General features: G+C 62.3%; 20 protein-coding genes and 1 pseudogene. 9 read left to right on the top strand and 12 right to left on the bottom strand.

All coding sequences use genetic code 11. From position 1 onward, the window contains the following. Nucleotides 1-5 precede the first annotated feature (5 nt). Nucleotides 6-524 carry a MarR family winged helix-turn-helix transcriptional regulator gene (locus ACX80E_RS01295; RefSeq protein ID WP_459299775.1) on the bottom strand — a complete coding sequence of 173 codons (519 nt, stop codon included), beginning with the start codon at nucleotides 522-524 and terminating at the stop codon, nucleotides 6-8. Between the two features lie 96 nt (nucleotides 525-620). On the opposite strand from ACX80E_RS01295, the gene ACX80E_RS01290 reads away from it, so the two are divergent. From ACX80E_RS01290 to ACX80E_RS01280, 3 genes are all read left to right on the top strand, one after another. Further along, nucleotides 621-2,126: an SDR family oxidoreductase gene (locus tag ACX80E_RS01290; protein WP_459299773.1), complete on the top strand. Its 1,506-nt coding sequence runs from the start codon at nucleotides 621-623 to the stop codon at nucleotides 2,124-2,126. A gap of 93 nt (nucleotides 2,127-2,219) precedes the next feature. Continuing rightward, the gene (locus tag ACX80E_RS01285; RefSeq protein ID WP_459300062.1) at nucleotides 2,220-3,470 is read left to right on the top strand and encodes a sensor histidine kinase; all 1,251 of its coding nucleotides are present in this window, start codon (nucleotides 2,220-2,222) and stop codon (nucleotides 3,468-3,470) included. Continuing rightward, the gene (locus ACX80E_RS01280) at nucleotides 3,471-4,175 is read left to right on the top strand and encodes a response regulator (protein ID WP_459299771.1); all 705 of its coding nucleotides are present in this window, start codon (nucleotides 3,471-3,473) and stop codon (nucleotides 4,173-4,175) included. Between the two features lie 152 nt (nucleotides 4,176-4,327). Here ACX80E_RS01280 and ACX80E_RS01275 read toward each other — a convergent pair whose 3' ends face one another. Genes ACX80E_RS01275 through ACX80E_RS01260 form a run of 4 tightly spaced genes read right to left on the bottom strand, consistent with a single transcriptional unit; the run spans nucleotide 4,328 to nucleotide 8,698 of the window. Next, a complete protein-coding gene (locus ACX80E_RS01275; RefSeq protein ID WP_459299769.1) occupies nucleotides 4,328-5,164 on the bottom strand; it encodes a carbohydrate ABC transporter permease in 837 nt (278 codons plus the stop codon). After that, complete coding sequence (locus tag ACX80E_RS01270; RefSeq protein ID WP_459299767.1) at nucleotides 5,161-6,132, bottom strand: carbohydrate ABC transporter permease; 972 nt, start codon at nucleotides 6,130-6,132, stop codon at nucleotides 5,161-5,163. The genes ACX80E_RS01275 and ACX80E_RS01270 overlap by 4 nt, the downstream gene beginning before the upstream one ends. A 6-nt stretch (nucleotides 6,133-6,138) precedes the next feature. After that, nucleotides 6,139-7,437: an ABC transporter substrate-binding protein gene (locus ACX80E_RS01265; protein ID WP_459299765.1), complete on the bottom strand. Its 1,299-nt coding sequence runs from the start codon at nucleotides 7,435-7,437 to the stop codon at nucleotides 6,139-6,141. Between the two features lie 46 nt (nucleotides 7,438-7,483). Beyond that, a complete protein-coding gene (locus ACX80E_RS01260; RefSeq protein WP_459299763.1) occupies nucleotides 7,484-8,698 on the bottom strand; it encodes an aminotransferase class V-fold PLP-dependent enzyme in 1,215 nt (404 codons plus the stop codon). 225 nt (nucleotides 8,699-8,923) lie between these two features. On the opposite strand from ACX80E_RS01260, the gene ACX80E_RS01255 reads away from it, so the two are divergent. From ACX80E_RS01255 to ACX80E_RS01245, 3 genes and pseudogenes are all read left to right on the top strand, one after another. After that, on the top strand, nucleotides 8,924-9,616 hold the full coding sequence (locus ACX80E_RS01255) for a FadR/GntR family transcriptional regulator (RefSeq protein WP_459299761.1): 693 nt from the start codon (nucleotides 8,924-8,926) through the stop codon (nucleotides 9,614-9,616). A gap of 70 nt (nucleotides 9,617-9,686) precedes the next feature. After that, a pseudogene (locus ACX80E_RS01250) lies at nucleotides 9,687-10,364 on the top strand (DNA glycosylase AlkZ-like family protein); the annotation flags it as partial. Between the two features lie 46 nt (nucleotides 10,365-10,410). Further along, nucleotides 10,411-10,608, top strand: a complete 198-nt coding sequence (locus ACX80E_RS01245; protein WP_459299759.1) for a hypothetical protein — start codon at nucleotides 10,411-10,413, stop codon at nucleotides 10,606-10,608. Nucleotides 10,609-10,686: 78 nt separating this feature from the next. Here the strand turns inward: ACX80E_RS01245 and ACX80E_RS01240 are convergent, their stop codons facing one another. Continuing rightward, a complete protein-coding gene (locus ACX80E_RS01240; RefSeq protein WP_459299757.1) occupies nucleotides 10,687-11,823 on the bottom strand; it encodes a class I SAM-dependent methyltransferase in 1,137 nt (378 codons plus the stop codon). Between the two features lie 171 nt (nucleotides 11,824-11,994). Here ACX80E_RS01240 and ACX80E_RS01235 point away from each other — a divergent pair, with 171 nt between their 5' ends. From ACX80E_RS01235 to ACX80E_RS01225, 3 genes are all read left to right on the top strand, one after another. Beyond that, entirely contained in the window at nucleotides 11,995-12,747 is a 753-nt protein-coding gene (locus tag ACX80E_RS01235) for an ABC transporter ATP-binding protein (protein WP_459299755.1), read from the top strand. Nucleotides 12,748-12,750: 3 nt separating this feature from the next. Beyond that, nucleotides 12,751-15,249 (top strand): ABC transporter permease, encoded by a 2,499-nt coding sequence (locus ACX80E_RS01230; RefSeq protein WP_459299753.1) that lies wholly within the window; start codon nucleotides 12,751-12,753, stop codon nucleotides 15,247-15,249. 178 nt (nucleotides 15,250-15,427) lie between these two features. Then, nucleotides 15,428-16,432: a hypothetical protein gene (locus ACX80E_RS01225; RefSeq protein WP_459299751.1), complete on the top strand. Its 1,005-nt coding sequence runs from the start codon at nucleotides 15,428-15,430 to the stop codon at nucleotides 16,430-16,432. A gap of 101 nt (nucleotides 16,433-16,533) precedes the next feature. Here ACX80E_RS01225 and metG read toward each other — a convergent pair whose 3' ends face one another. From metG to ACX80E_RS01195, 6 genes are all read right to left on the bottom strand, one after another. Beyond that, nucleotides 16,534-18,114 (bottom strand): methionine--tRNA ligase, encoded by a 1,581-nt coding sequence (metG, locus tag ACX80E_RS01220; protein WP_459299749.1) that lies wholly within the window; start codon nucleotides 18,112-18,114, stop codon nucleotides 16,534-16,536. A 156-nt stretch (nucleotides 18,115-18,270) separates the two neighbouring features. Then, nucleotides 18,271-19,866 (bottom strand): phosphoglycerate dehydrogenase, encoded by a 1,596-nt coding sequence (serA, locus tag ACX80E_RS01215; protein ID WP_459299747.1) that lies wholly within the window; start codon nucleotides 19,864-19,866, stop codon nucleotides 18,271-18,273. Nucleotides 19,867-20,189: 323 nt separating this feature from the next. Beyond that, nucleotides 20,190-21,215, bottom strand: a complete 1,026-nt coding sequence (ilvC, locus tag ACX80E_RS01210; protein WP_459299745.1) for a ketol-acid reductoisomerase — start codon at nucleotides 21,213-21,215, stop codon at nucleotides 20,190-20,192. A 72-nt stretch (nucleotides 21,216-21,287) separates the two neighbouring features. Then, entirely contained in the window at nucleotides 21,288-21,800 is a 513-nt protein-coding gene (ilvN, locus tag ACX80E_RS01205; RefSeq protein ID WP_459299743.1) for an acetolactate synthase small subunit, read from the bottom strand. Nucleotides 21,801-21,802: 2 nt separating this feature from the next. Then, entirely contained in the window at nucleotides 21,803-23,692 is a 1,890-nt protein-coding gene (locus tag ACX80E_RS01200) for an acetolactate synthase large subunit (RefSeq protein WP_459299741.1), read from the bottom strand. A 406-nt stretch (nucleotides 23,693-24,098) separates the two neighbouring features. Beyond that, nucleotides 24,099-24,929: a hypothetical protein gene (locus ACX80E_RS01195; RefSeq protein WP_459299739.1), complete on the bottom strand. Its 831-nt coding sequence runs from the start codon at nucleotides 24,927-24,929 to the stop codon at nucleotides 24,099-24,101. Between the last annotated feature and the right edge of the window lie 66 nt (nucleotides 24,930-24,995).

Genomic DNA, 24,995 nt, shown 5'->3' with positions numbered 1-24,995 from the left:
GGTCTTTACACCCTTCGGCTATCACTTTGCTCGGTTTTGGGAATCGGTGCGCGGCCATTGTCCAAGGCGGCAACGCGGTTGCCCATGGACGCCACCACGCTCCCCAGGAAGTCGACGATGACCCCCTGTTCGTCGTCGTCGTAGCTGCGAACCTTGTTATCAACATCCATGATCATGGGCATGAGCCTCTCCATGGCGGCCCGCACGGATTCTTCGCTGGGGCTGATGAGCCAGCGCCGCCTGTCAGTGGGGTGCGGGGTCCTAATGATGTGGCCCTTGCGCACCAACCTGTCAATGACTGTGGTGATGGCCGCCGCTGTCAGGTGCAACACCTTGGCCAATTCGCCCGGGGACATGGACCGCTGCTTCATGAGGTGTTGCATGGCCTGGAAATCTGTTTCATTCAGGTCCATTTCTCGTCGCAGGATGAACTCCATGACCTCATTCAGGACAAGAATCTGGCGCACCAGGACCGACGCCGGATGCATCTGAATCTGGGGGCGGCCGCCTTGGGATTTCTGCATGAAACACCTCCAACCATTGATAATCAGAAAATCTAATTACATAATGGTGGAAGGAATCCGATTTGTACAGCATTTGCACAGCAAGGAGTTTGCACCATGAGCGTGATAGCCGTTGCTGGAGCCACCGGATACATTGGCGGGCGCCTGGTTCCCCTGCTGCTGGAAGCCAACCATGAGGTGCGGGTTTTGACCCGCCATGCCGAAAAGCTCCGGGATGTACCGTGGCGCGAACAGGTGCAGATCATTGTGGGCTCCATGGAGGATCAGCAGACGGCCCAGGAACTGTGCGACGGCGCAGATATTGTGTATTACTTGGTGCATTCCATGTCCGGCGGCAAGGAGGCGGCGGACACTTTTGAGCGCGTGGAGCGGTTGTGTGCGCTCAATCTCAACAGAGCCTCCCGGGAGGCCGGCGTCCACCGGCTCATTTACCTCTCGGGCCTGCACCCGCAAGGAAAGCTCAGCAGGCATTTGGCCTCACGCACGGAGGTGGGGGAAATCCTCATGGCCTCGGGAACCCCTACGGCTGTGCTGCAGGCGGGCCTGGTCATTGGTTCAGGCTCCGCCAGTTTCGAGATGGTTAGGCACCTGACAGACGTCCTGCCGGTCATGCCGGCCCCCAAATGGGTCCTGAACAAGATCCAACCCATTGCCGTCAGGGACGCGCTGCACTACCTGATGGGTGCTTGCCAACTGCCTGCAGAGGTCAACAGGACCTTCGACATCGGAGGACCGGAGGTTCTCACGTACGCGCAGATGATGCGCAGCTACGCGGCCGCGGCCGATCTTCGCCAGCCCGTTGTTATCCCCCTCCCCGTCCTGACCCCGTGGCTGGCTGCGCAGTGGGTCAATCTCGTAACACCTGTCCCGCGCAGCCTGGCCATCCCCTTGGTGGAGTCCCTGCAGCATGACTGCGTTGCCCGGGAAAAGGACATTGCCGGCTACCTCCCCGATCCCGACGGCGGCCTGACCCCGTACAAGCGCGCCGTGCAACTGGCGCTGCACAAGATAGCGGCGGACATGGTGGAAACCACCTGGGCTACGGCCCACGCGTTGAGCGCGCCGGCAGAACCGCTGCCCAGCGATCCGGAGTGGGCGGGGCTGACGGTGTTCACCGATGAACGCAGCAAAACCACTGCGGCTCCCGCCAGTGACGTCTGGAAGGTCATGGAAGGGATCGGCGGCGAGAACGGCTACTACTCGTTGCCATTCGCCTGGACGGTACGCGGATGGATGGACAAGTTGGCCGGCGGCGTCGGCCTGAGCCGGGGGCGGCGCAGCAATAGCAACCTCCAGCTCAACGACGCCGTGGATTGGTGGCGGGTGGAAACCTTGGAGCGGGGGAAGCTGCTGCGCTTGCGGGCCGAAATGATCGTCCCGGGCCGTGCCTGGCTCGAATTTGAGGTCGCACCGCTGCTTGCCGACGGGACGGAGAAAGGCAGCGTGTTCCGCCAGCGGGCCATCTTCTTCCCCCGGGGCCTGTCCGGGCGCTTGTACTGGCTGGCGGTACTCCCCTTCCACGGCATCATCTTCAAGAACATGGCCAACCGGATCACCGCAGCTGCCGGAACCCGGCCGGAACCCGGCCCTAGACCGCGTTGACAGGGCCCAACGACGAGGCGTATTCCCAGCTAGTCTCCACCCTGGGCGGGATGCCGCCGGACCTAAGGCTCGCCTAGAGTGGTATGAGTGATCATGCATTCCATCTACGACTGGTTCCGGCGGCACCGCTTTGCCGTGGACTTCGTCCTCATGGCCTTGCTCTGGTTGACCGCCATGCCCCTGAGCCTGCTGAGCGGCGGCGCCTACGACGACCAGTTCGCCGACGCGATCGCGGGAGCCATTTTCGCCACGGCACTGATCGTGCCGCTGGCGTGGCGGCGAACCCGCACCGTCATGGCCGGCATGATCATCGCAGCAGTGGCCATCCTGCAGTGGGCCCTTGATGTTCAGCCCATGCCAGCAAACATTGCCGTGCCACTGATTGTCTATGCGCTTGCCGCCTTTGGGCCGCGCTGGGCCAGTTTGGGCGGGCTGGCCCTTGCCCTCATCGGTGGCGTCTTGCTGGTCACCCGCTACTTTTACAACCTCACCTCCAACTCAATGGCCGATTTGCCGTACGGCGCCGTACTGATTTTGATGGTGTGGGTGCTGGTCATGTTCAGCTGGACTGCCGGGGATTTGACCCGCACCAAGCGCCTGCGCGAACAGGCCCTTGAGGACCGCGCGCACCGCCTGGAGATTGAGGCCCAACACGAGCGCGAGCTGGCCGCCAGCGACGAGCGTGCCCATATTGCCCGCGAAATGCATGACATTGTGGCCCACTCCCTTTCGGTCATCATCACCCAGTCCGACGGCGCCCGGTACGCGGCAGTTGCCAACCCCGAGGTGGCGCTGGCCGCCTTGGCCACGATCGCCGATACTGGCCGTTCCTCGCTGCAAGAGATGCGCCGCCTGCTGGGTGTTTTGCGTGGCGATGCCGCAGCGTCCATGCGACCCCTGCCGGGCCTGGCGGATTTGGATGAGCTGCTACTGGGCATCCGCGCGGCTGGCCTGCCGGTCGCCTTCGAAGCCGTGGGTGAACCGCGGCGGATGCTGCCAGCCGGCGCCGAGCTGACAGCGTACCGCATGGTTCAGGAGGGGCTCACCAATGTCATGAAGCATGCCGGGCCCAAGGTGGTGTCCACAGTGACGCTGTCCTGGAGCGCGCGCGGTCTGGACATGTCGGTGACTGACAACGGCAGGGGCGCCTCGGCGTCGTTCGCTGACACCGCCCCCAAGCCCGACGGCGGCGACTCCCCCACGCAGGACCCGCGCGACGGCGGCGGGAACGGCCTGCGCGGCATGGCCGAGCGCGTCAAACTCTACGATGGAACCCTCACCGCCGGCCCCCTGGCTGGTGGCGGTTTCGGCATCAAAGCCTTTATCCCCTATACGGAGACTTAAATGACATCCAACCCCATCCGCGTCGCCCTGGTCGATGACCAGCAACTGGTCCGTTCCGGATTTGGCATGCTCATCAATTCCCAGCCGGATCTGCGCGTGGTCATCGAGGCCGGGAACGGGATCGAGGCCCTGAGCGCCTTCTCCGCCACGGCCGCGGACGTGGTGCTCATGGATGTCCGCATGCCCGGCATGGACGGGATCGAAACAACGCGCCGGCTCATGGAACGCACCAAAGCCGCGCCAGCCGGTTCGTGGCTGGCCGAGCTGAAAATTGTGGTGCTGACAACCTTTGACCTGGACGAGTACGCACTCGCGGCCATTCAGGCCGGGGCCAGCGGGTTCCTGCTCAAGGACGCCCCGCCGGAGGAGCTGTTGGGTGCCATTCGCACGGTGTTTGACGGGGATGCCGTGATCGCACCGTCCACCACGCGCCGCCTGCTGGACCATGTGGCACCCATGCTGTCGGCACCGAGCCCGGCCAATGACGCCCATTCGGCGGCAGTGGCAAGCCTGACAGGCCGCGAGCATGAGGTGTTCGTCCTCATTGCCAACGGCTTGTCCAACCCGGAAATCGCGACCCAGCTGTTTGTGTCTGAGGCAACTGTCAAAACCCATGTGGGCCATATTCTGGCCAAGCTCAGTGCCCGGGACAGGGTGCAAGTGGTGGTGATCGCCTACGAAACGGGCATCGTTTCCCCGCGCTAACTGCCCTGATACCCGTTCCATTCAAACGCTCTCGCAGCAATGGCGCATTTTCAACGAACGCTATCTCACCCTGTGCGAGAGCGTTTGCAAAAATCCAACCATTGCTGCGAGAGCGTTCAGGAACTGTAACGACGCCGTCGAACTATGCAGCGTCAACCCTTCACTGCGCCGGTCGTCAATCCCTGGACAATGAACTTGCTGGCGAAGGCAAAGATCGCCAGCGTGGGCACCACCGTCAGCACCGCTGCCGCCGACATGGAACCCCAATCAATGTTGAAGCTGGAGATGAAGCCCGCCAAAGCCGTGGGGATGGTCTTGTTCTCGTCGCTGTTCATCAGCGTCACCGACAGGAACAGCTCATTCCAGCAGTTGACGAAGTTGAAGATGAAACTCGCCGCAATGCCGGGCATCATGACCGGAACCAGCACCCGAAACAGTGCGCTGAGCCGGGAGCAACCATCAATCATGGCAGCCTCTTCCAGGGCGTCGGGGACGTTCTCAAAGAAGCCGCGCAACATGATGGTGCAAAACGGGATGCAGATGGCGATGTACACCAAAATCAGACCGGTTTTTGAATCGACCAGGTTGAAGTTGGTCATCATCATGTACAGCGGTCCCAGCGCGATGAAGCCCGGGATCATCTGGGTCAGCAAAAATGCGGCCAGCACCCAGCCGCGGCCCGAGAATTGGAACCGTGCCAGCACATAGGCCGACAGCAGGGAGATGAGCGTCGCCACGGTGGCGGCCACCGTGGCCACCAGCAGGCTGTTGAGCATGTACATGCCAAAGTCGGACTTGGTGAACAGGCCAACGTAGTTTTCCAGGGACAGTTCCTTGGGCCAGTAGTCCAGCGGCAGCGAATAGATGGTGCCCGGTGCCTTCAACGATGTGACAACAATCCAGTACAGCGGGAAAATCGTCACCATCAGGCAGATGCCCAGGAAGATGATCTTGGTGGTACGGCCCAGGGCGCTTTGTTTGTTCATCATCGGTTTGCCTTTCGGGGACGCACAGCCATCAGGTAGAACGCGGCAAACAACATCAAAGTAAAGACCACTATCAAGCCCAGTGCCGAGGCCTGGCCATAGTCGCCCTCCTGGGTAATTTTGATCATGTAGGTGGTGATGATGTGGGTCTGGTCCGCCGGTCCGCCGCCTGTCATGGCCCAGATGATGTCCGGGAAGTTAAAGATCCAGATGATGCGCAACAAGATGGTCAGCCCCAGCGTCACCGAAATGGCCGGCAAGGTGATGTTGAAGAAGGTCCGGATCTTGCCGGCGCCGTCGATCGCGGCAGCCTCATACATTTCCTCCGAGACCGATTGCAGCGCAGCCAGGATCATGATGGCGAAGAACGTGACACCGTACCAAATGTTGGCCACGATGATGGCTGTCATGGCGAATCCGGGTTCGGCCAGCCACGGGATGGGGGCGTCAATGATGCCCACCTTCATCAACAGATCGTTGACCACACCAAATTCGGCGTTGAACATCCAGCGGAAGAGCATGCCGATCAGGAACCCGGACACGGCCCACGGGAAGAAGATGAACGCATGGTAAGCGCCCCGGAACTTGAAGCGGCGTTTGAGGAACAATGCCAGCGCGAACCCGATGACCACCTGCGGCACGAGTGAACCAGCCACCCAGACAACCGTGTTGCGGACAATGGTGCCAAACTCCGGGTTCTCAAAGAGGGCCACGAAGTTGCCCCAGCCCACCCAGGAGGTGTCCGAGAGGTCATTGAGGTTCCAGTTGCGGAACGCCATCTGGCTGCCGGAGATCATTGGATAGTAGGTAAAGATCCCCACAAAAATGGCTGCCGGTGCCATGAAGGCCAGCAGTGTCAGGGCAGTTCTGGAATTGAACCGTTTCTTCCGGCGAAGGTTTGAATGCGGTGCTGGTGGTGCGCTGGCGGACTTCTGCCCGCGCACCACCTCCTGTTCAGCGTTGAGTGCCACGACTGCTTAGCCCGCCATCTTTTCGGTCCAGTAGCTGTCCCAGCTGGTCAACAGTTCCGTGATGGTCATCTTGCCGGTGAGCACGCGCTGCAGTTCGCCGTCGGACTTCTTAATCCATTCGGTCCACCAGGCGACACCGCGGGGCTGGACTGCTGAGATGTAGGTGTCCGGGTTCTCGGTCATGGTGACGTACGCAGCCCAGGGGCCTTCGCTGTAGAACGGGTCCGTGGCTGCGGCCTTGAGGATCGGCACCAAGGAGTTGTCCTTGCTGAACTGGGTGGCGGGCTCGCCCTGGGACAGGTACTTGATGAGCTTGACGGCCTCGGGCTTGGCGGTGCTGGCCTCGGCGATGCCCCAACCTGCCGTGGCGACCGGCTGGATGGCCTTGCCCGTGGGTCCTGTCAGCAGCGGCGCCACGCTCCACTGATCGGCCTTGATGGACTTGGATTCCTTGATGGTGGCAATCACCTCAGGATCCTGCAACAGGAACGCTGTGGAACCGTTGCTGAAGCCCTGAACCATTTCCGGGTAGCCCCAGGCAACGGAGGAAGGCGGGGACCCCTTCTTGAAGATCTCCAGGTAGTCGTCCATGGCCTGCTGCGCCTCGGGGGCGGAGAAGATGGTCTTGCCGTTCGTCAGCTTGAACGCGTTCTCCTTGTCGACCTGATCGGCCGTGTAGGCCTCGATCACGGCGACGGCATTGGAGTTGGCGTTGGTGCCGCCACGGAAGGCGTAGCCGAACTTGTTCTCATCCGGCTGGTTGAGCTTTTCGGACTGCTCGAGCAGTTCCTGCCAGCTGGCCGGCGGTCCGGAGAAACCGGCTTCCTTGACCAGGTCCGTGCGGTAGAACAGGGACAGGCCGTAGAAGCCATAAGGAATGTAGTAGGTCTTGCCATCCTGCTTGGAGTAGTTGACGGCGTTCTCGGTCAGGTTTTCCCAGCCCTCCCAACCCTTCAGGTCAGCGCTCATGTCATACAGCCACTTGTTGGCACCAAAGGAGCCCACGGTGATGTCCCGGGCCTCAACCACGTCAACACCCTTGCCGGACTGGAGCATCTGCTGGATCTTCTGATCTGCAGAGTCGGTCGGGGGCGAAATCAGCTCCACCTTGATGTTGGGGTTCGCCTTTTCGAATCCGGCCAACAGGGTCTTCAAGGTTTCGGTGCGTGTGGGGTTTGTCAGGCTCTCCACCATTTTGAGGGTGACCTCGCCGTCGGCGTTGTTGTTACCGCCGCCCCCGCAACCAGAGAGGGCCAGGACGGCTGCGACACCCAGTGCGGCTAGGGTGGTGAATTTCGGTTTCATTGGTGACCTTTCAAGGCTGTGTGGCGGAGGGGAAAAGAACAGTTCGTTAGGGGTGTTGGGCACGCCTGAGCAGCGCCGGAACAGCGCGTTCGGCAAAGGCGTCGTAGTCGCCGGGCGTGTTGTAAAGGTGAGCGGACAGGCGCAGGTAGCCGGCCCCGCCGAAGGTGGTGATGGCCGTTTCAAAGTTCAGCTGGCTTGAAATCCAGGCCCGCACGGCGTGTGAATCCTCATGCGTGGTTGCCAATCCCTGCGGCAGGCGGACCAGCCTCAGGTGCCCCACCGGCATGCCCACCCGGACCCCCGCATCGACTCCTGTCGCGGCGGTGAAGGCGTCCCGTACAACGGCCTGACCATAGTCGGCAAGGGTGGTGGTGTAGTTGCGGCACGCATCCCAGCCATAACGGGTCTCAATGGTCTCAAACGCTGCCCGTGCCGCCATCCACGCCGTGACATCTTGGGTGCCCACGTGGTCAAAACTTTCCGGGAACTGGTGCGGAAAGCCCCAGGAGTCGATCAACGGGTGCAGGTGCTTGCGCAAGGGGCCACGGGCCACCAGTGCGGCAGTGCCGCGAGGAGCGCAGGCAAACTTGTGCAGATTGCCCACCCAGAAGCCCTCAAACTCGGGCACCGGCTGGGCCAATGCACCCGGTGCGTGGGCGCCGTCCACCAAAACGGGGACTCCCAGCGCCTTGGCGGCGTGGGCGATCTCGAGCACCGGGAAGCTCCGGGCCGTCGCGGAGGTGATCTGGTCAATGACTATGAGCGCCGTGCGTTCGTTGACCTGGGCCATGACACGTTCGACGACGAGGCTTGCGTCCGCGTCCAGGGGCACCACAGCCACACGCACGTGACCAAAGTGCTTCCGTGCCACCCGGTGTGCACCTTCGAGGACTGCACCGTAAGTGTGATCCGTGGTGACGATCTCGGCACCGTCAAGGAACGGCAAGGAGTTGTAGACGGTGCTGACGCCGGCGCTGGCGTTGGCCACGAGGGCGAGGTCATCCGGGGCAACGCGCAGGAAACTTGCAATCTCGGCCCGCGTGGTGGCCAAGGCTGCGGCCTGGCCCATAAACCAAGTGCACGGGTTCTGGTCCATGTGCGCCCGGAGTTGTTGCTGCTGCTCTTGCGCCGCACGGGGCACGGCGCCATAGGAGCCGTGGTTGAGGTGAACCTTGTCCGCGGTAAGGCTCCAGTCGGAGATGGCCGGCCTCCCCTCGGGGGTCTGCAGGGCGGCGGGTGCTGTAAGAAGCGAAGAAGCCACGGGGTACTTTCTGTTGGCGACGGGGTTCGAATTACTTGTAAGCTACCTCACATTTCAAGGCAAGACAATAGACAATCAAGAATATTCGTCTGATGACTTATTGATAATCAAGGTCTAGATGCGGTTTCACCCCTAGTTGACCGCAAAGACATACGATGACTTAGGAAAGACGTATGATGAGTCCAAGTATTAGTACATCCTTCACCACAGACCCAAGGAGCCCCCGTGAGCGCAGTAGAAACCGCCATGCACGGGCTGCGGGCGAAGATAGCCTCCGGCGAACTCGCCCCCGGCCAGAAATGCCCCCCGGAAGGCGAACTTGCCACCCAACTGGGTGTGTCCAGAAGTTCCCTGCGGGAGGCCATCCGAGCTATGTCTGCGCTGGGCGTCATGGAAGCGCGGCACGGTTCCGGGACCTACGTCTCGTCCCTGGAACCGGCGGAGATCCTCAAGGGCTTTGCCCTCCTGGTGGATTTATTTCCTTTTGACAGTGTTCTGGAACTCTTTGAGATTCGTCGCGTCCTTGAGTCGCACGCGGCCGCCGGGGCTGCTGCACGGTCCACGCCGGAACTCATGGCCGAACTGGACGACCTTGTCGCCAGGATGGAGGCCACCGACAACTCGGCGGACATCTCGGCACTGGACGCCCGCTTCCACGAAGCCATCTGCGACGCCGGCGGCAATTCCACCCTGACAGGGCTCATGGGCCTCTTCCGATCCCGGGGCCGGCACTTCAACATTTTTGACAGCGCCGAAGGGGCAACAGTGCGTGAGGTCAGCAACAAGGGACACCGCGATATTTTGGAGGCCATCCGCAACCAGGATCCCGCCTCGGCGGCCACCGCCACCGCCGGGCACATCGCCCAATCAGAATATTGGCTCAAGAAGTTCCGGCCCGCACCGCAGCTGGGCTCCTAGCTCCGGGGCGCCGGGATAGGGTGAATCCGTGACATCTTCGCTGACTCGAACCGATGCGGTGGTAGTACGCATGCACGGGCACGGCCTGTGGTCCCCGCTGGCTGCGAGCGCCGGCGCGGTAGTGAGGCACTATGTGGCCATGCAGGCACAGGAGTACGCCTATGCCTTGTGGGCGACGGCGCAGCGGCGGGCTCCCGTGGCGGACGGCAACACGGCCGCGGACATGGCCGCCGCCGTGGACCGCGGCGATATTTTGCGCACTCATGTGCTGCGCCCCACCTGGCACTTTGTGGCGCCGGCGGATGCCAGGTGGTTGTTGACACTGACAGCCCCCACCATTCACCGCGCCAACGATATGTACTACCGAGAATCGGGTCTGGACGCGGCCACCCTGGCTCGGGTTCATGCGGTGCTTGCGGTTGAGCTGGCTCACGGGCGGCATAGGACTCGCGGGCAGTTGCAGCGGGCATTGGCGGAGTCCGGCGTGGAGGCATCCGGGCTGCGACTCACGTACGCCATGATGAACGCCGAGCTGGAACAAGTCATCATCAGCGGCGCCTCGGTGGGCAAACAACGCAGCTACTCCCTCTTCGATGAACGGGTTCCGGCCAGCGCCCCGCTGGAGAGAGATGCCGCGCTGATGCTGCTGGCGCAGCGCTACCTGGCCACGCGCGGCCCGGCCAGCGTCAAGGACTTTGCCGTCTGGAGTGGTCTGCGCATGCCCGACGCGCGCGCCGGCGTGGCTGCCGCCGTCGAGGACTCCCCCGGCCGGCCAACGCCAGGAGCCCGCGGCCATGATGTACCACCCGGTCCTCATCGACGGGCTGATGGCCGCAACGTGGAAGCACGTCCTCACGGCAACCTCGGCACTGGTCCAGGTGGCCCCGCTGCGCCCCCTCAACCCCGCGGAGCTTGCTGCCGTGGAATCTTCCGTTGCTGGTTACGGGGCCTATCTGGGGCTGGCCTGCGCCACGCAATGGCTGCTGCCTTAGGCTGGAGCGGTGTTCACGCCGGCCGCGGCGGGCGGAGGGCTCGGCCGGCTCCTGGCCAGGAGGTACGTTCCTGCGGGTTCACACGTGGAGGCGGTAAAAACGGAATACCGAAAAGTCCTCGACGGGCAGTCTCTCCACGCGGGAGAATCCGGCCTGGGCCGCGTAGTGTTCCAGGGTCACCTGGCGCATCAGCGTTCCGGTGCCCACCGAGCCCGGTGTGGAAAGACTGTCCGGCAGGCAGATCAACAGGCTGTAGCCGTACATGAGCCGCTCCAGTTCGTCGCCTTCCGGGACAAACGTGTCCGCGACGGCCTCATCCATGACCACCACCACGCCGTCGGGCTTGACGATGCTGCGGATGGCGGACAGGACACGGACGGGGAAGGGCATGTCATGCAGGGCCTCAAAGATGAAGACGGCATCGCAGCTGCCCAATGCCGCCAAATCCCCGGCATCGGCGAGCGCAAAGCTGACCCGCTGCGCTGCGCCGTGGTCCCGGGCGTGCGCCCTGGCCCGCCGGATGGAGGGCTCATCGATGTCGACGCCCACCACTGTGGCGTCCGGGTAGGCGTCGGCAAGGGCCAGGGTGGACCAGCCGAAACCTGCGCCAAGATCGAGAATCCGTGCCCCCGGCCTGGACAGCACGGCGTGCACCTCAGCCGACAGTGCCAAGGCGGCACCTAGGCGCTGATCGAACCATGGCTTGTTGATTTCGGCCTGCGATTCCCGGGCTGCGTCCCCCAACGCGGACCAGGCCACGCCGCCACCGGAGGTGTACGCCTGCAGCAATTCGGGGAAGTGCGCAACGCCGGCCACCAGCATCCGCCCCATCGGGGCAAGATACTCCAGCGAGTCCTCATCAACCAGCACTGCGGCGGCGCCCGGTGGAAGCGCGAACCGGTAGCTGGGCCCGCTGAGTGTTTCAGCGTCCAGCACAGCTGTGAGCAGTCCGGCCGTTGCCTGTTGTTCCAGCCATTCCTTCGCGTAGCGGGGCTGGGTCTTGGTGTGGCGGGCCAGGTCCTGCGGGGTAAGTCCGCCACTGCCAGCCGCGGCAAGTGCGCGGTACCAGCCCAGCCGTTCGCCCAGGGCTATGCTCGCCATCTCGGCAAACCCCAGTGCCGCAGCAACGACCCGATCCGCATACGCCGTGCTGTCGCCCACCCCGGCTCCAGTGGTGCCGGCGGCCTCCCCTTGATCCTGCTGCGCTCCGCTCATGGGCTCATTCTCCTCCGCTTCCCCCTGCGGCGGAATGGGCCGCGGAGCAGAAAATGTCACAGCACCAGCACTCAACTCCGCCCCTGGTAGGAGGGAACGGCGTAGGGCAATGGGCACATATCCACCCGTGCTCCGATCCGCTACGTTAGGGGCCGCCCCTAGGCTGAAACCATGACGATCATTACAGAGAATACCCAACGCACCCTGGCGGTTCAGGCCCGCGGATTGCGCAAGACCTACGGCAAGGGTGACACCGAGGTGAGCGCGCTGAACGGTGTCGACTTGGACTTCCCGGCCGGGCAGTTCACAGCCATCATGGGCCCTTCCGGCTCCGGCAAATCAACCCTCATGCATTGCCTGGCCGGGCTTGACTCGGTCAACGCCGGCACCATCCATTTAGGCGATACCGAGCTGACGGCGCTGAACGACAAGGCGTTGACGCAACTGCGCCGCGACAGGATCGGCTTCGTGTTTCAGGCCTTCAACCTGGTCCCCACCCTCACCGCGGAAGCAAACATCACCTTGCCCGTGGCCCTCGCCGGTGGCACCGTGGACGCCGAATGGTTCTCCTTCATCACCGAAACCCTCGGTTTGACGGACCGGCTCAAGCACAAGCCGCACGAGCTTTCCGGCGGCCAGCAGCAACGCGTCGCCGTCGCCCGGGCGCTCCTTACCCGCCCCGACGTCATCTTTGGCGACGAACCCACAGGCAACCTTGACTCACGCTCCGGCGCTGAGGTGCTGGGCATGCTGCGCCGCTCCTCACGGGAGATGGGCCAGAGCATCATCATGGTCACCCATGACCCCGTTGCCGCTTCCTATGCCGACCGCGTGGTGTTGATGAACGACGGCGAACTGGTGGGCCAGCTGGAGAACCCCACCGCCGAGTCTGTGCTGGCGTCGCTGGCCTCCCTGGGAGCATAAACCATGTTGCAAGTATCCTTGAGTCAGCTCAAAACTCATTCCCGACGCTTCATTGCCATCACCTTGGCAGTGCTGCTCGCCGTTGCCTTTCTCTCCGCCACCCTCATGGTCAACGCCTCCACCCAGGCCTCCATGAAGTCCACCATTGGCGAGGGGTACGCCGCGGCGGACCTCGTCATCTCCGCGCCAGAGGCTGGTCCGCTGACCCAGGCCGCCGCGGACAAGGTTGCTGCCTCCCCCGTGGTGGCCGATTCCTACGCACGCCAGATCCTCGATGCGGAGGCAAATCTGGGCGAGAGCTCCGTCTCCGGCGCCTTGCGTAACACCTCCGGTTCCCCGTCCCTGGAACCGCAAAAACTCGCCTCGGGAGCATGGCCGGCCAATGCTCAGCAAGTGACGGTTGATCAAACTACAGCCGATCGCAACAAGCTCGCTGTGGGCAGCAAAGTCACACTCACCATGGCAGGGCAGGCGTCCCCCGAGGGAGTGCCCGCCCAGAAGCAGCTGGTGGCCACCATCTCCGGCATTAGCGTGAATTCCAAGGATCCGCGGCAATCGGCCCTGGCCCAGTTCGCCGGAACCTCGGCCGCAGTCGCCAGTCTTGGCGCCGAACAGCCGATCAGCATGATCACGCTCACGCTGAAACCCGGCGTTGGTGCTGACGAGGCGAAGGCCCAGCTGGCCAAAACACTGGGTCAGCCCGCCAGCACCATTTTTACATCCGACGAGGCGACAACTGCCGAGGTCTCGGGATTCACCGGCGGGCAGGACCAACTAACACCTGTGTTGCTGGCCTTCGCCGCCGTTGCCCTGTTGGTGGCCGCCCTGGTGGTTGCCAACACGTTCTCCGTGCTGGTTGCCCAGCGAACCCGCGAATTGGCGCTTCTACGTTGTGTTGGCGCAAGCCGTCGGCAAATTCGAAGTTCCGTCATGATTGAAGCGTTCATCGTGGGCCTGGTGGCTTCCTGTCTGGGAGTCCTGGCCGCCATGGGCACCATGTCCTTGGTTTTGGCCCTCCTACGCCAGAATCCCGACTTCGCCTTTGCCACCTTGGCTGTTCCGCCGTCGGCCATCGTCGCCGGCCTCGTCGTGGGGACCCTGCTCACTGTCATTGCCGCGTTGGTTCCGGCCCGGGCAGCCACAGCCGTGGCGCCCTTGGCCGCGCTGCGGCCAGCCGATGACGCCTCCGTGCACAACACCGGTGGCCGCGTACGCTTGACCATCGGGGTGGTCTTGATGCTGCTGGGCGGCGTGGGACTTGTTGTGGGCGGATTGGGTTCGCAACTGATGCTCGCCCTGCCGGCGGGCGCGGCCTCCTTTGTTGGCTTCCTGCTCGCCGCAAGCATGTTTATCCCCAAGCTGGTCCAGCTGGCGGGAAAACTGGCTAGCCCCGCCGGCGTGCCGGGGAAGATGGCTGCCGCCAACGCTGTGCGCAATCCGCGCCGGACCACTGCCACCGCCTCCGCCCTCCTGATCGGTGTCACCCTGGTCACCATGATGATGACGGGTGCAGCAACTGCCCGCACGGCCTTCGATAAGTCACTTGACGGCCGCTACCCCGTGGACATCGTGGCCCAGACCTACCCGGACGGCTCCAACCAGAAGCCCATCACCGAGCAGGAACTCAACAAGGTGCGTGGCGTGGCGGGCGTCAAAACGGTGGCGGCGCTGAAGTTGCTGGGCACCGTGAAGGTTGGCGAAGTTGAGCTGCCGACGTACGGGATCAGCGACGCCGACGCGGCCACGTTGTTGAAGAACCCCGCCAACCGGCCTGCTGGGACCACTGTCATCATGCCCAAGGACGTCACGGGCACCGCCGGGACGCTGCAGGCTGGCTCCAACAGCACCAATGTGGCCATCTCCGCCGCCACCACAGCAAGCTTCGGCGCCCTGGCTTCCCTGGATTCCTTTGCCCCGCTGGCGGCCAGCGACCCCGTGGCGAAAAGCAATTCGGCCATGGTCTGGGTCGGCGCAGAACCGGGGCTGAAAACCGATGAACTGATGACGATGCGGACCGAGATTGCTCAAGCCTTGAACATGGAGGAGCAGCAAGTCTCCGGTGCTGTACTGGAAAAGGCGACGTTTGGTCAGATCATCGACATGTTGTTGCTGGTGGTGACGGGTCTTCTCGCCGTGGCCGTGTTCATCGCCTTGATTGGCGTGGCCAACACGCTCTCCCTGTCCGTGCTGGAAAGAACCCGTGAGAACTCCCTGTTGCGGGCCCTGGGCCTGACGCGTGGACAACTGCGCGGCATGCTGGCGCTGGAAGCCTTACTCATTGCAGGAGTTGCTGCCATCATCGGCTCCGTCCTTGGCGCCGTCTACGGTTGGGCTGGTGCACAATCAGCATTGGGCGCCTTCGCCGAGGTCACGGCCGTCATTCCGTGGGGTCAGATCCTGGCCGTGGTGGGCGTTGCCGCCGTCGCCGGACTTCTGGCCTCCGTGGTCCCGGCCCGCCGCGCCGCGAAGCTCTCCCCCGTTGAGGGCCTGGCCATGGACTAGATTTCTCCCGCAGTGCCCAAAGAGACGGCGCTTGCGCAAAAGGATGGTGTTCCAACACCAGCTTTTTGCGCAAGCGCCGTCTCTTTCGTGTTCGGGGCCTGAGCTTGGCGCCCGGAGTTATCCACAATTGTCAAAATGCGTCTTCCGCCGCCGCCCATACGGTGAAAGCCTGTAATGCATGAACATGCCACGACTGATTTTGCCATCCGACTTAGAAATCGTCGGGCAGGACCGCCGCAAACTGGTGGCGTCGTGCAACAAGGGCGAACTAACCAGGCTGCGCCGAGGCGTCTATGTCGGCTCCGCCGAGTGGGCGGCGCTGAGCCCCTTGCAACAACATGGCCTGCGAGCCCTGGCATTTCAACAGCTGGCGGCACGGCCACCGGTGCTGTGCCACGCCACGTCAGCCCTTCTGTGGGGTTTGTGGATTGTGGGAACGCCCCGGAGATTGCACGTCATGACAGAAGTGACCACCGGCGGGCGCAGCGAGAACGGCGTGGTGCGTCACCGAGGGTCGCTGACCGAAGGAGTGGTCCGCTGCGGACCATTCCTCCTCACCGACAAGCTCACAACCGTCATGCAGCTCATTCTGAGCCTGCAGTTTTCCCAGGCCGTGGCGGTGTGTGACGCCAGCCTGCGGACACCCGAACGCACACACGCCCTCAACCGATTCGCCCCGGCAGATACCGAAGCTCTCCCCGGACATCCCCTGTGGCAGAGCACCTACCCGCAAGGGCTACCATTGCGGTTGGCGGAGCTCGCTGCCGCCGCCGATCTGCTCCCCAGCAAGGCCGCCAGGGTGCGGGCCCTCGCCGCCATCAATTTCGCGTCTGCATTGTCTGGCTCTGCCGGAGAGTCGATCAGCCGGGCCAGGATGCATATGTTCGGCTTTCCTGCGCCAATACTGCAAAAGAGATTCACCCTGCGCGATGGCAGCAACGCGTTTGTGGATTTCTGGTTTGAGGAGCTTGGACTGGCTGGCGAGTTTGACGGCAAAGACAAATACCTCCGGGCCGGTTGGGGCAGCGGCTTATCCATTCAGGACCGTGTTTTGAAGGAAAAGCAGCGGGAGGACCAGATTCGCGCCCAGGGTGCCGGATTTGTGCGGTGGACCTGGGCGGAAATGATGAACAGGGAACGGTTTGTTTATCTGCTCCGTCAGGCCGGGCTGCGGCAACAATAGTTCCCGTACGCACAAAAGCCGGCGTTCGCGGTTTCGGCCGGCGGTAGACCACCAGCTTTAACCGCGAACGCCGGCTTCCTTCGAAGGGGCCCGTTACGCCGTTACGCCTCGACGGGAGCGGGTTCCTCGTACTTGGGGAAGATCGGCGCCGGTGCGGGCAAGACTGTACCGGCCACCAAGGGTGAGGCGATGGCAGCGAACTGGCGAACGGCGTCGTCCGGGGAAGTACCCTGACCCAACACCGACAGCAGCCTCGCCGCGCCGTCGGGCATGACCGGCTGAACCAGGATCGAGACCATGCGCAATACCTCAAGTGTCACGTACAGCACTGTTTCCATGCGGGGCACGTCGGTCTTGCGCAATACCCACGGGGCCTGCTCGGCAAAGTAAGCGTTGGTGTCGCCGAGAACGTGCCAGATCTTCTCCAACGAACCGTGGAAGTCCTGCACCTGGTAGGCCGTGCGGGAGTGCTCCAACAGGGCACCGGCGGCAGCCAGAATTCTTTCATCAGCCTCGGTGAACGCGCCGGGGGTCGGCACCGTGCCGGCGCAGTTCTTGGCCACCATGGACAGGGAACGCTGGGCCAGGTTGCCCAAGTTGTTGGCAAGGTCGGAGTTCATGCGGCTCACCACGGCGTCGTGGTTGTAGGAGCCGTCGGCACCGAAGGGGACCTCGCGCAGCAGGAAGAAGCGCACCTGGTCCAGGCCGTACTGCGCCACCCAGTCTGCCGGAGCCACAACGTTGCCCAGTGACTTGGACATCTTCACTCCGTTGTTGTGGAGGAAGCCGTGGATCATGACGCGCTTGGGCAGTTCCAGTCCGGCGGACATGAGGAACGCGGGCCAGTAGACGGCGTGGAAGCGGGAGATGTCCTTGCCGATGATGTGGACGTCGGCGGGCCAGTACTTCTTGAAAGCCGCCGAATCCACATCCGGGTAGCCAACAGCTGTGAGGTAGTTGGTGAGCGCGTCAACCCACACGTACATGACGTGCTTGTCGTTGCCGGGCACGGGTACGCCCCAATCGAAGGTGGTGCGGCTAACCGAGAGGTCTTCCAGGCCGCCCTTGACGAAGCTGATGACCTCGTTGAAACGGGTGCGGGGGGCGCCGAATTCGGGCTGATCCGCGTAGAGCGCTAGGAGCTTATCCTGATAGTTGGAGAGGCGGAAGAAGTAACTTTCCTCCTCCGTCCACGTCAGCTCCGTGTCAGTGACCTTGGAGTAGCGCTTTCCGTCCTCACGCAGTTCTGTCTCGTCTTCGCCGTAGAAGGCCTCGTCGCGGACCGAGTACCAGCCCTCGTACTTGCCCAAGTAAATGTCGCCGGCGGCTTCCATCTTCTGCCAGATGGCCTGCGAGGCGGCGTAGTGATCGGCATCCGTGGTGCGGATGAACCTGTCAAAGGTGATGCCCAGGGCCTTGTGCGTGTCCTGGAAAATCGTGACGTTGCGGTCAACGAGTTCCTTGGGTGTCAGGCCCTCCTTCTCGGCCGTCTGCGCAATCTTCATGCCGTGCTCATCCGTGCCCGTCAGGAACATGACGTCGAACCCGTCAAGGCGCTTAAAGCGCGCCATGGCGTCGGTGGCGATGTACTCGTAGGCGTGCCCAATGTGCGGGTCGCCGTTGGGGTACGTGATGGCGGTGGTCAGGTAGTACGGCGTCTTGGCCGTCTCAGAAGATGTCACCTAACGAATTTACCGTGAACCCGGCTAAAACACCGATTCGTGACAGTCCCCCCTCCTCTCCCCCCAATACGAACTGACCCGCAGTAAACGCCGAAAAACACGGTAAAACCGTGAATTTTCGGCGTTTACTGCGGGTCAGATGAAAAGCGGAGGCGACTAGTCCTCGAGGTCTACCTCACGGGCCATGGTGGCGCCGATCTCTGCCTTGATGGAATCCAGCAGGGACTGCGGCACGGAGCTGTCCACCGTGATGAGCGCCAACGCCTGGCCGCCCTCGGTGTGACGGGCCACCTGCATGCCGGCAATGTTGACGTCGTTCTCGCCCAGCAGGCGACCCAAGGTGCCAACAACGCCGGGACGGTCCGCATAGGAAATCACCAAAAGGTGATCGCTCATGGGGATTTCGAGTTCGTAGCCGTTGACCGAGACGATCTTCTGGATCTGCTTCGGGCCCGTCAAGGTACCGGAAACGGAGATCTGTGAATCGTCCGAGAGTGCGCCACGAATGGTCAACACGTTACGGTAGTCAGCCGATTCCAAGGTGGTGATCAGGTGAGTTTTGATGCCGCGCTGCTCGGCCAAAACCGGAGCGTTGACGTAGGAAACCTGCTCGGAGACGATGTCCTTGAAGACGCCCTTCAAGGCTGAGAGCTCCAACGCCTTGACGTCGAGGGCCGCAATTTCACCGGCAACTTCAACATCGATCTGGGTGACCGAGGCGTGGGACAAGGCTGTGAAGATGCGTCCCAGCTTCTCGATCAACGGGATACCGGGGCGAACGTCGGGGGCAATGACGCCACCGGCAACGTTGACAGCGTCCGGAACCAGCTCGCCAGCCAAGGCCAGGCGCACTGATTTAGCTACGGAGACGCCAGCCTTTTCCTGTGCTTCGTCAGTGGAGGCACCCAGATGCGGTGTGGCGATGACATTGTCCAGGCCGAGGAAGTCAACGTCGGTGGCGGGCTCCTTGACGAAAACGTCAATGCCGGCACCAGCGATTTCGCCGTCGCGCAAAGCAATGTTCAAGGCGGCTTCATCGATCAAGCCACCGCGGGCCACGTTGATGACGTAGGCGGACTTCTTCATCTTCGCAAACGCTGCGGTGCCGATCATGCCCAAAGTTTCCGGCGTGCGCGGCATGTGGATGGTGATGAAGTCCGACTGCTCAAGCAGTTCATCCAGGGTCAACAGCTGAACACCCAGGCTGGCCGCGCGGGCTGAGGTGACGTAGGGGTCGTATGCGACGATCTCCATGCCGAATGCCTTGGCACGCTCGGTGATGAGGGCACCAATGCGGCCCAAGCCGATGATGCCAAGCTTCTTTTCCAACAGCTCGGTGCCTGTGTACTTGGAGCGCTTCCACTCGCCGTTCTTCAGTGCCGTGCTGGCGGCAGGAATGTGCCGGGCCAGGGACAGGATGTGCCCAATGGTCAGCTCCGCAGCCGAGACAATGTTCGACGTCGGGGCGTTAACGACCATGACGCCGGCCTGAGTTGCAGCCTTGATGTCCACGTTGTCCAGCCCCACACCGGCACGTGCAATGACCTTCAAGTTCTTCGCCGCGGCAATGGCCTCGGCGTCGACCTGCGTTGCGGAGCGAACCAGGATCGCGTCGACGTCAACGATGGCGGAAAGCAGTTCGGAGCGGTTTGCCCCATCGGCGCGGCGGATCTCAAAATCGGGACCGAGTGCCTCAATGGTGGCGGGCGAAAGTTCCTCAGCGAGGAGTACTACTGGCTTGGTGGCTGTCACCGGTGACCTCTTTAGCTTTCGTTTATGTTCTTGTGGGGATTTTGGTGAGTGGTTTTTAGGTTGGGAGTCCAACGCAAAAGCCGGACTCCAGCTTATGGGAGCCCGGCTTCCTCACCGTAACAATCGATGAGAACACCGACGCAAGCGATGCATCTCACATGTGGAGCGATTTTGGCTATGCGCAAGCGCGCAGGACCACACCAGAAGCGTGGGCCCACGGCCCCGAGGTGCACATGAACTCACACCAGAAGCGTGGGCCCACAGCCCCGAGGGGCCCCAGCTGAAGACGCGCCAGCGGCTTCAGCTGGGCCGGCAAGTGGGGACTAGCGGGACACGGAGCCTTCGGTGTAGTCGTCGCTGCTGCTGACCCAGGAGAAGAGTTTGCGCAGCTCGCGGCCGGTGGCCTCGATCGGGTGGGCTTCACCCTTGGCACGCAGTTCCAAGAACTCCGGCGCGCCGGCATCCTGATCTTCGATGAAACGCTTGGCGAAAGCACCACTTTGGATGTCGGCCAAAACGGCCTTCATGTTCTCCTTCACCTCGGGGGTGATGACGCGCGGGCCGGAGACGTAGTCGCCGTACTCTGCGGTGTCGGAAACACTCCAACGCTGCTTGGCAATGCCACCTTCCCACATCAGGTCAACGATGAGCTTGAGCTCGTGCAGCACCTCGAAGTAGGCGATCTCGGGCTTGTAGCCGGCCTCGGTGAGGGTCTCGAAGCCGTACTGGACCAGCTGGGAGGCGCCGCCACAAAGCACTGCCTGCTCGCCGAAGAGGTCGGTCTCGGTCTCCTCGGTGAAGGTGGTCTCGATGACACCGGCACGGGTGCCGCCAATGGCTTTCGCGTAGGACAGGGCCAGGTCCCTGGCGCCACCGGTGAAGTCCTGCTCCACGGCGATCAAGTCCGGAATACCGCGGCCGGCCTCGAACTCGCGGCGCACGGTGTGACCCGGAGCCTTCGGGGCAACCAGGGCAACGTCAACGTCGGCCGGAGGCGTGATGTAGCCGAAACGGATGTTGAAGCCGTGACCGAAGAACAGGGCGTCGCCTGCCTTCAGGTTCGGTGCGATGTCGTCGGTGTAAACGAAGCGCTGAACCTGGTCCGGGGTCAGGATCATGATCAGGTCGGCCTCGGCCGTTGCCTCTGCAACGTTGAGAACGCGCAGGCCCTCAGCCTCTGCCTTGGCGCGGGACTTGGAGCCATCCTTGAGGCCGACGCGAACGTCAACACCGGAATCGCGCAGGTTCAGTGCGTGTGCGTGACCCTGGCTGCCGTAGCCAATAACGGCGACCTTGCGTCCCTGGATGATGGAGAGGTCGGCGTCGTCGTCGTAGAACATTTCGGTCACTGTGAAACTCCTTGGTAAATGGTGTGCTGCTGACGGTGAAACGTATTTCTTGGTGGCCCGAGGGCCTGTGCGCTATGAGGCGCGAAGTGCCCGGTCGCTCATGGAACGGGACCCGCGGCCAATAGCCAAGGTGCCTGATTGCACAATCTCCCGGATCCCGAAGGGCTCCAGGACATTCAACAATGCTGCAAGCTTGTCCGCGTAGCCTGTGGCTTCAATGGTCAATGAGTCTGTAGACACATCCACCACCGAGGCCCGGAAGAGATCTGCAGCTTGGGTGACTTGCAGTCTCGTGGCGGCATCCGCACGTACCTTGACCAGGATGTGGTCCCGTTGCACGGAATTCTCTGACACAAGTTCAACGATCTTGATGACGTTGACTAGTTTATTCAGTTGTTTGGTGACTTGTTCAATCAAGTCACCGTCGGCGTCCACCACAACTGTCATGCGGGAAATCCCGGCAATCTCTGTGGGGCCAACAGCTAGGGAGTTGATGTTGAAGGCGCGGCGGGCAAACATGCTCGCAACCCGGGTCAGCACACCTGGCTTGTCTTCAACCAGTACGGAAAGAGTATGTCGATTCATTTTTAGTCTTCCTCGTCCCACACCGGGGTCATGTTCCGGGCTACCTGAATTTGGTCATTGCTGACACCCGAGGGCACCATCGGCCACACCATGGAATCGGGGCTCACCACGAAGTCGATGATCACCGGACGGTCGTTGATGGCCAGGGCGGCCTCAATGGTGGCGTCAATGTCTTCAACTCGTTCGCAGCGCAGACCGACGCAGTCGTAGGCGTCTGCCAGTTTCACGAAGTCCGGAACCCTGATGGTGTTGTGGCCCGTGTTCAGGTCGGTGTTGGAGTAGCGGCTGTTGTAAAACAGTGTCTGCCACTGGCGAACCATGCCCAGGGAGGAGTTGTTGATGATGGCGACCTTGATGGGGATGTTGTTGATGCGGCAGGTGGCCAGCTCCTGGTTGGTCATCTGGAAACAACCGTCACCATCGATGGCCCACACAACACGGTCCGGGTTGCCAACTTTGGCACCCATGGCTGCGGGCACCGAATACCCCATGGTGCCGGCGCCGCCTGAGTTCAGCCAGGAGCGGGGACGCTCGTACTTGATGAACTGGGCGGCCCACATCTGGTGCTGGCCTACCCCTGCAGCGTAGACAGCCTCGGGTCCGGTCAGTGCGCCGATGCGCGAGATGACGCGCTGCGGGGACATGAGCCCGTCCTCGGGTTCTGTCCAACCCAGCGGGTAGGTGTCGCGGAGGTTGCCAAGGAACGCCCACCAGTCACCGAGATCCGGGGTGCCAGAGGCCTCGAATTCAGCCTTCACGGCGGCTGTGAGGTCCGGGATGATTTCCTTGACCGAGCCAACAATCGGGACATCGGCTGTGCGGTTTTTGGAAATCTCGGCCGGGTCAATGTCAGCGTGGATGACCAAGGCGTGGGGTGCAAAACTGCTCAAGACGCCTGTGACACGGTCATCGAAGCGCGCACCCAAGGTGATGAGCAGGTCAGACTGCTGCAAGGCTGTCACAGCCGAAACGGTGCCGTGCATGCCGGGCATCCCAACGTGCAGGGGGTGCGAGTCGGGGAAGGCGCCGCGGGCCATCAAGGTGGTGACAACGGGGGCACCTGTCAGCTCTGCCAGAACCAACAGTTCCGCGGAGGCCTCGCCCTTGACAACGCCGCCACCGACGTACAGAACCGGCTTTTTGGCTGCGCCAATCAAGCGGGCAGCTTCGCGCAACCGCTTGGAATGGCCACGGAAAACGGGCCGGTAGCCGGGCAGGTCGATGACTGGCGGCCAGGAGAACGTCATTTGACCCTGCTGGGCGTCCTTAGCCACATCCACCAGAACGGGGCCGGGACGTCCTGTGGATGCCAGGTGGAAAGCCTCGGCCAGCACTCGGGGGATGTCGTTCGCGTCAGTCACCAGGTACGAGTGCTTGGTGATGGGCATGGTGATGCCAACAATGTCGGCTTCCTGAAACGCGTCGGTGCCAATGACGGCACTGGATACCTGGCCGGTGATGGCCACGATGGGAACGGAGTCCATATGGGAATCCATGATGGCCGTGACCAGGTTCGTGGCACCGGGGCCGGACGTTGCAATGCAGACGCCAACGTTGCCGGTCACCATCGCGTAGCCCTGGGCAGCGTGCCCGGCGCCTTGTTCGTGGCGCACCAGCACATGGTTGAGCGAGGAAGCCATGAGCGGATCGTAGGTGGGCAAGATGGCACCACCGGGAAGCCCGAAAATGTCCTTGACGCCAAGCTCCTCAAGCGAACGCACAATAGCCTCGGAGCCGGTCATCTGGATGGGAGCCACAACGTTGTTGGGACCCACGACGGCGGAAACTGGGCTAACGGTGCTAGCGGCACCTGAGGTGGGGCTAGCGTGCGTACCGTGTCCGGCGGACTTGGCTGCCATCAGCGCTGGGCTGGCGGGCGTTCCTTTACTCATCGGTTCTTCCTTTGGGGAACTCATGTTTCTGGGTAAATCTTCTTGAGAAGCGTAAAAATCTGGATGGTTTACGCAGTAGTACGAGTTGCCGCTGGTAGTGGAAACAAAAAATACCCCTCAGCCCATGAGGCTCTCAGCGAGGGGTATGCACGTGTTGCGACGCTCACTCATCGTAAGAATCACTGGGCCATGACCTTGGGTGCGGTCATGGTGCGTCACGCGCTAGCGTAGGACGACTAGGAGCTTTCGTTGCATATGTGTAGTCTCCCGTTTTCGGCTCTTAAGTGTCAAACGAGCCACACGAGCATCTCAATATTTGGACATGATGTCCACTCTGTGGGCATGGCCGCTTACGCCCCACCATCCGCCCACTCCAGCCGGGGCAGCTCGCTGCCCCGGCGTTCAATCAAGCAATCCTTACGACCTCGCTGGTGCCCAGCTTTTGCAGGCTCGGGTGGGCACCGACCGCCTCCACGCCCTGCGTGGCAAGAACTGTCAGTAGCGCCACCGAAGGCACATGCACACCGCTCAACAGTAGGGGCGAGGTTGAATCGAACTGGGTAATGAGTGACCAGTCCTCAATTTCTGGATAGACGGCCGTGACCGCGGAGAAGTAAAAACTAAGCCACCGGCCACCCACTTGGCACATCAGCCGCTGGTTGCTCACCACGAGCCGACACTGCTGACGCTCGCGCCATTGGGCTACCGCCTGACGGGCCGCCGCGTCTCGACGGGCAGCATTTGACATGGCACTGGCACCCAAACCCGCCAACACAAAGGCGGGCCTACCGAAATAGAAGCCCGAGCTTTGCGAGTACGTCACATCCATCCCGTAATGCCGCCCGTAGTGCGCTGGCACATCCTGGAAGAAGACCTCCTCGGCATTGGCTACCACGTCCCAAATGCGGATAGGCTCCGGGACTTCGCGCCGCAAGAGACACGATTGCAGGGCACGGGCTTGATCCCATGCCACGGCCGAGACACGCTCTCGCTGCGCAACCTGGGCTTCCTTCTTGTTGAAATGGCCATGGGCACGCCGCCAGTGCCGAAAAGCTCTGTACCCACCGGTAACAGCATAGAACAGTGCGGTGGGGGGACCACCCACCGCGAGTAGCAGCAGCAATAGAGCCAGCAAGGCCCACCATGCCCCTAGGCTTTGGCTCTCCAGACCTTTATTGATCCACCATGTTCCCGTCATGGCCACAAGGTAAATGGCAGGTGCTGCGACGAGCGGCACGCCCCATCTCAAATGACGTCTCAGCCTTAACGATTTAACTCGCAAATCATGCCCCCTAGGATTCTT

This window comes from Arthrobacter sp. TMN-49, assembly GCF_054511095.1.
Note: the sequence above shows the minus strand (reverse complement) of the source record. Positions and strands in the feature narration are given on the sequence as shown.

Bases quoted from the DNA above. Each gene is read 5' to 3' on its own strand.
- ACX80E_RS01295 (WP_459299775.1), bottom strand. From the start codon at position 524: ATGCAGAAATCCCAAGGCGGCCGCCCCCAGATTCAGATGCATCCGGCG.
- ACX80E_RS01290 (WP_459299773.1), top strand. From the start codon at position 621: ATGAGCGTGATAGCCGTTGCTGGAGCCACCGGATACATTGGCGGGCGC.
- ACX80E_RS01285 (WP_459300062.1), top strand. From the start codon at position 2,220: ATGCATTCCATCTACGACTGGTTCCGGCGGCACCGCTTTGCCGTGGAC.
- ACX80E_RS01280 (WP_459299771.1), top strand. From the start codon at position 3,471: ATGACATCCAACCCCATCCGCGTCGCCCTGGTCGATGACCAGCAACTG.
- ACX80E_RS01275 (WP_459299769.1), bottom strand. From the start codon at position 5,164: ATGATGAACAAACAAAGCGCCCTGGGCCGTACCACCAAGATCATCTTC.
- ACX80E_RS01265 (WP_459299765.1), bottom strand. From the start codon at position 7,437: ATGAAACCGAAATTCACCACCCTAGCCGCACTGGGTGTCGCAGCCGTC.
- ACX80E_RS01245 (WP_459299759.1), top strand. From the start codon at position 10,411: ATGATGTACCACCCGGTCCTCATCGACGGGCTGATGGCCGCAACGTGG.
- ACX80E_RS01240 (WP_459299757.1), bottom strand. From the start codon at position 11,823: ATGAGCGGAGCGCAGCAGGATCAAGGGGAGGCCGCCGGCACCACTGGA.
- ACX80E_RS01235 (WP_459299755.1), top strand. From the start codon at position 11,995: ATGACGATCATTACAGAGAATACCCAACGCACCCTGGCGGTTCAGGCC.
- ACX80E_RS01230 (WP_459299753.1), top strand. From the start codon at position 12,751: ATGTTGCAAGTATCCTTGAGTCAGCTCAAAACTCATTCCCGACGCTTC.
- ACX80E_RS01225 (WP_459299751.1), top strand. From the start codon at position 15,428: ATGAACATGCCACGACTGATTTTGCCATCCGACTTAGAAATCGTCGGG.
- ilvN (WP_459299743.1), bottom strand. From the start codon at position 21,800: ATGAATCGACATACTCTTTCCGTACTGGTTGAAGACAAGCCAGGTGTG.
- ACX80E_RS01200 (WP_459299741.1), bottom strand. From the start codon at position 23,692: ATGAGTAAAGGAACGCCCGCCAGCCCAGCGCTGATGGCAGCCAAGTCC.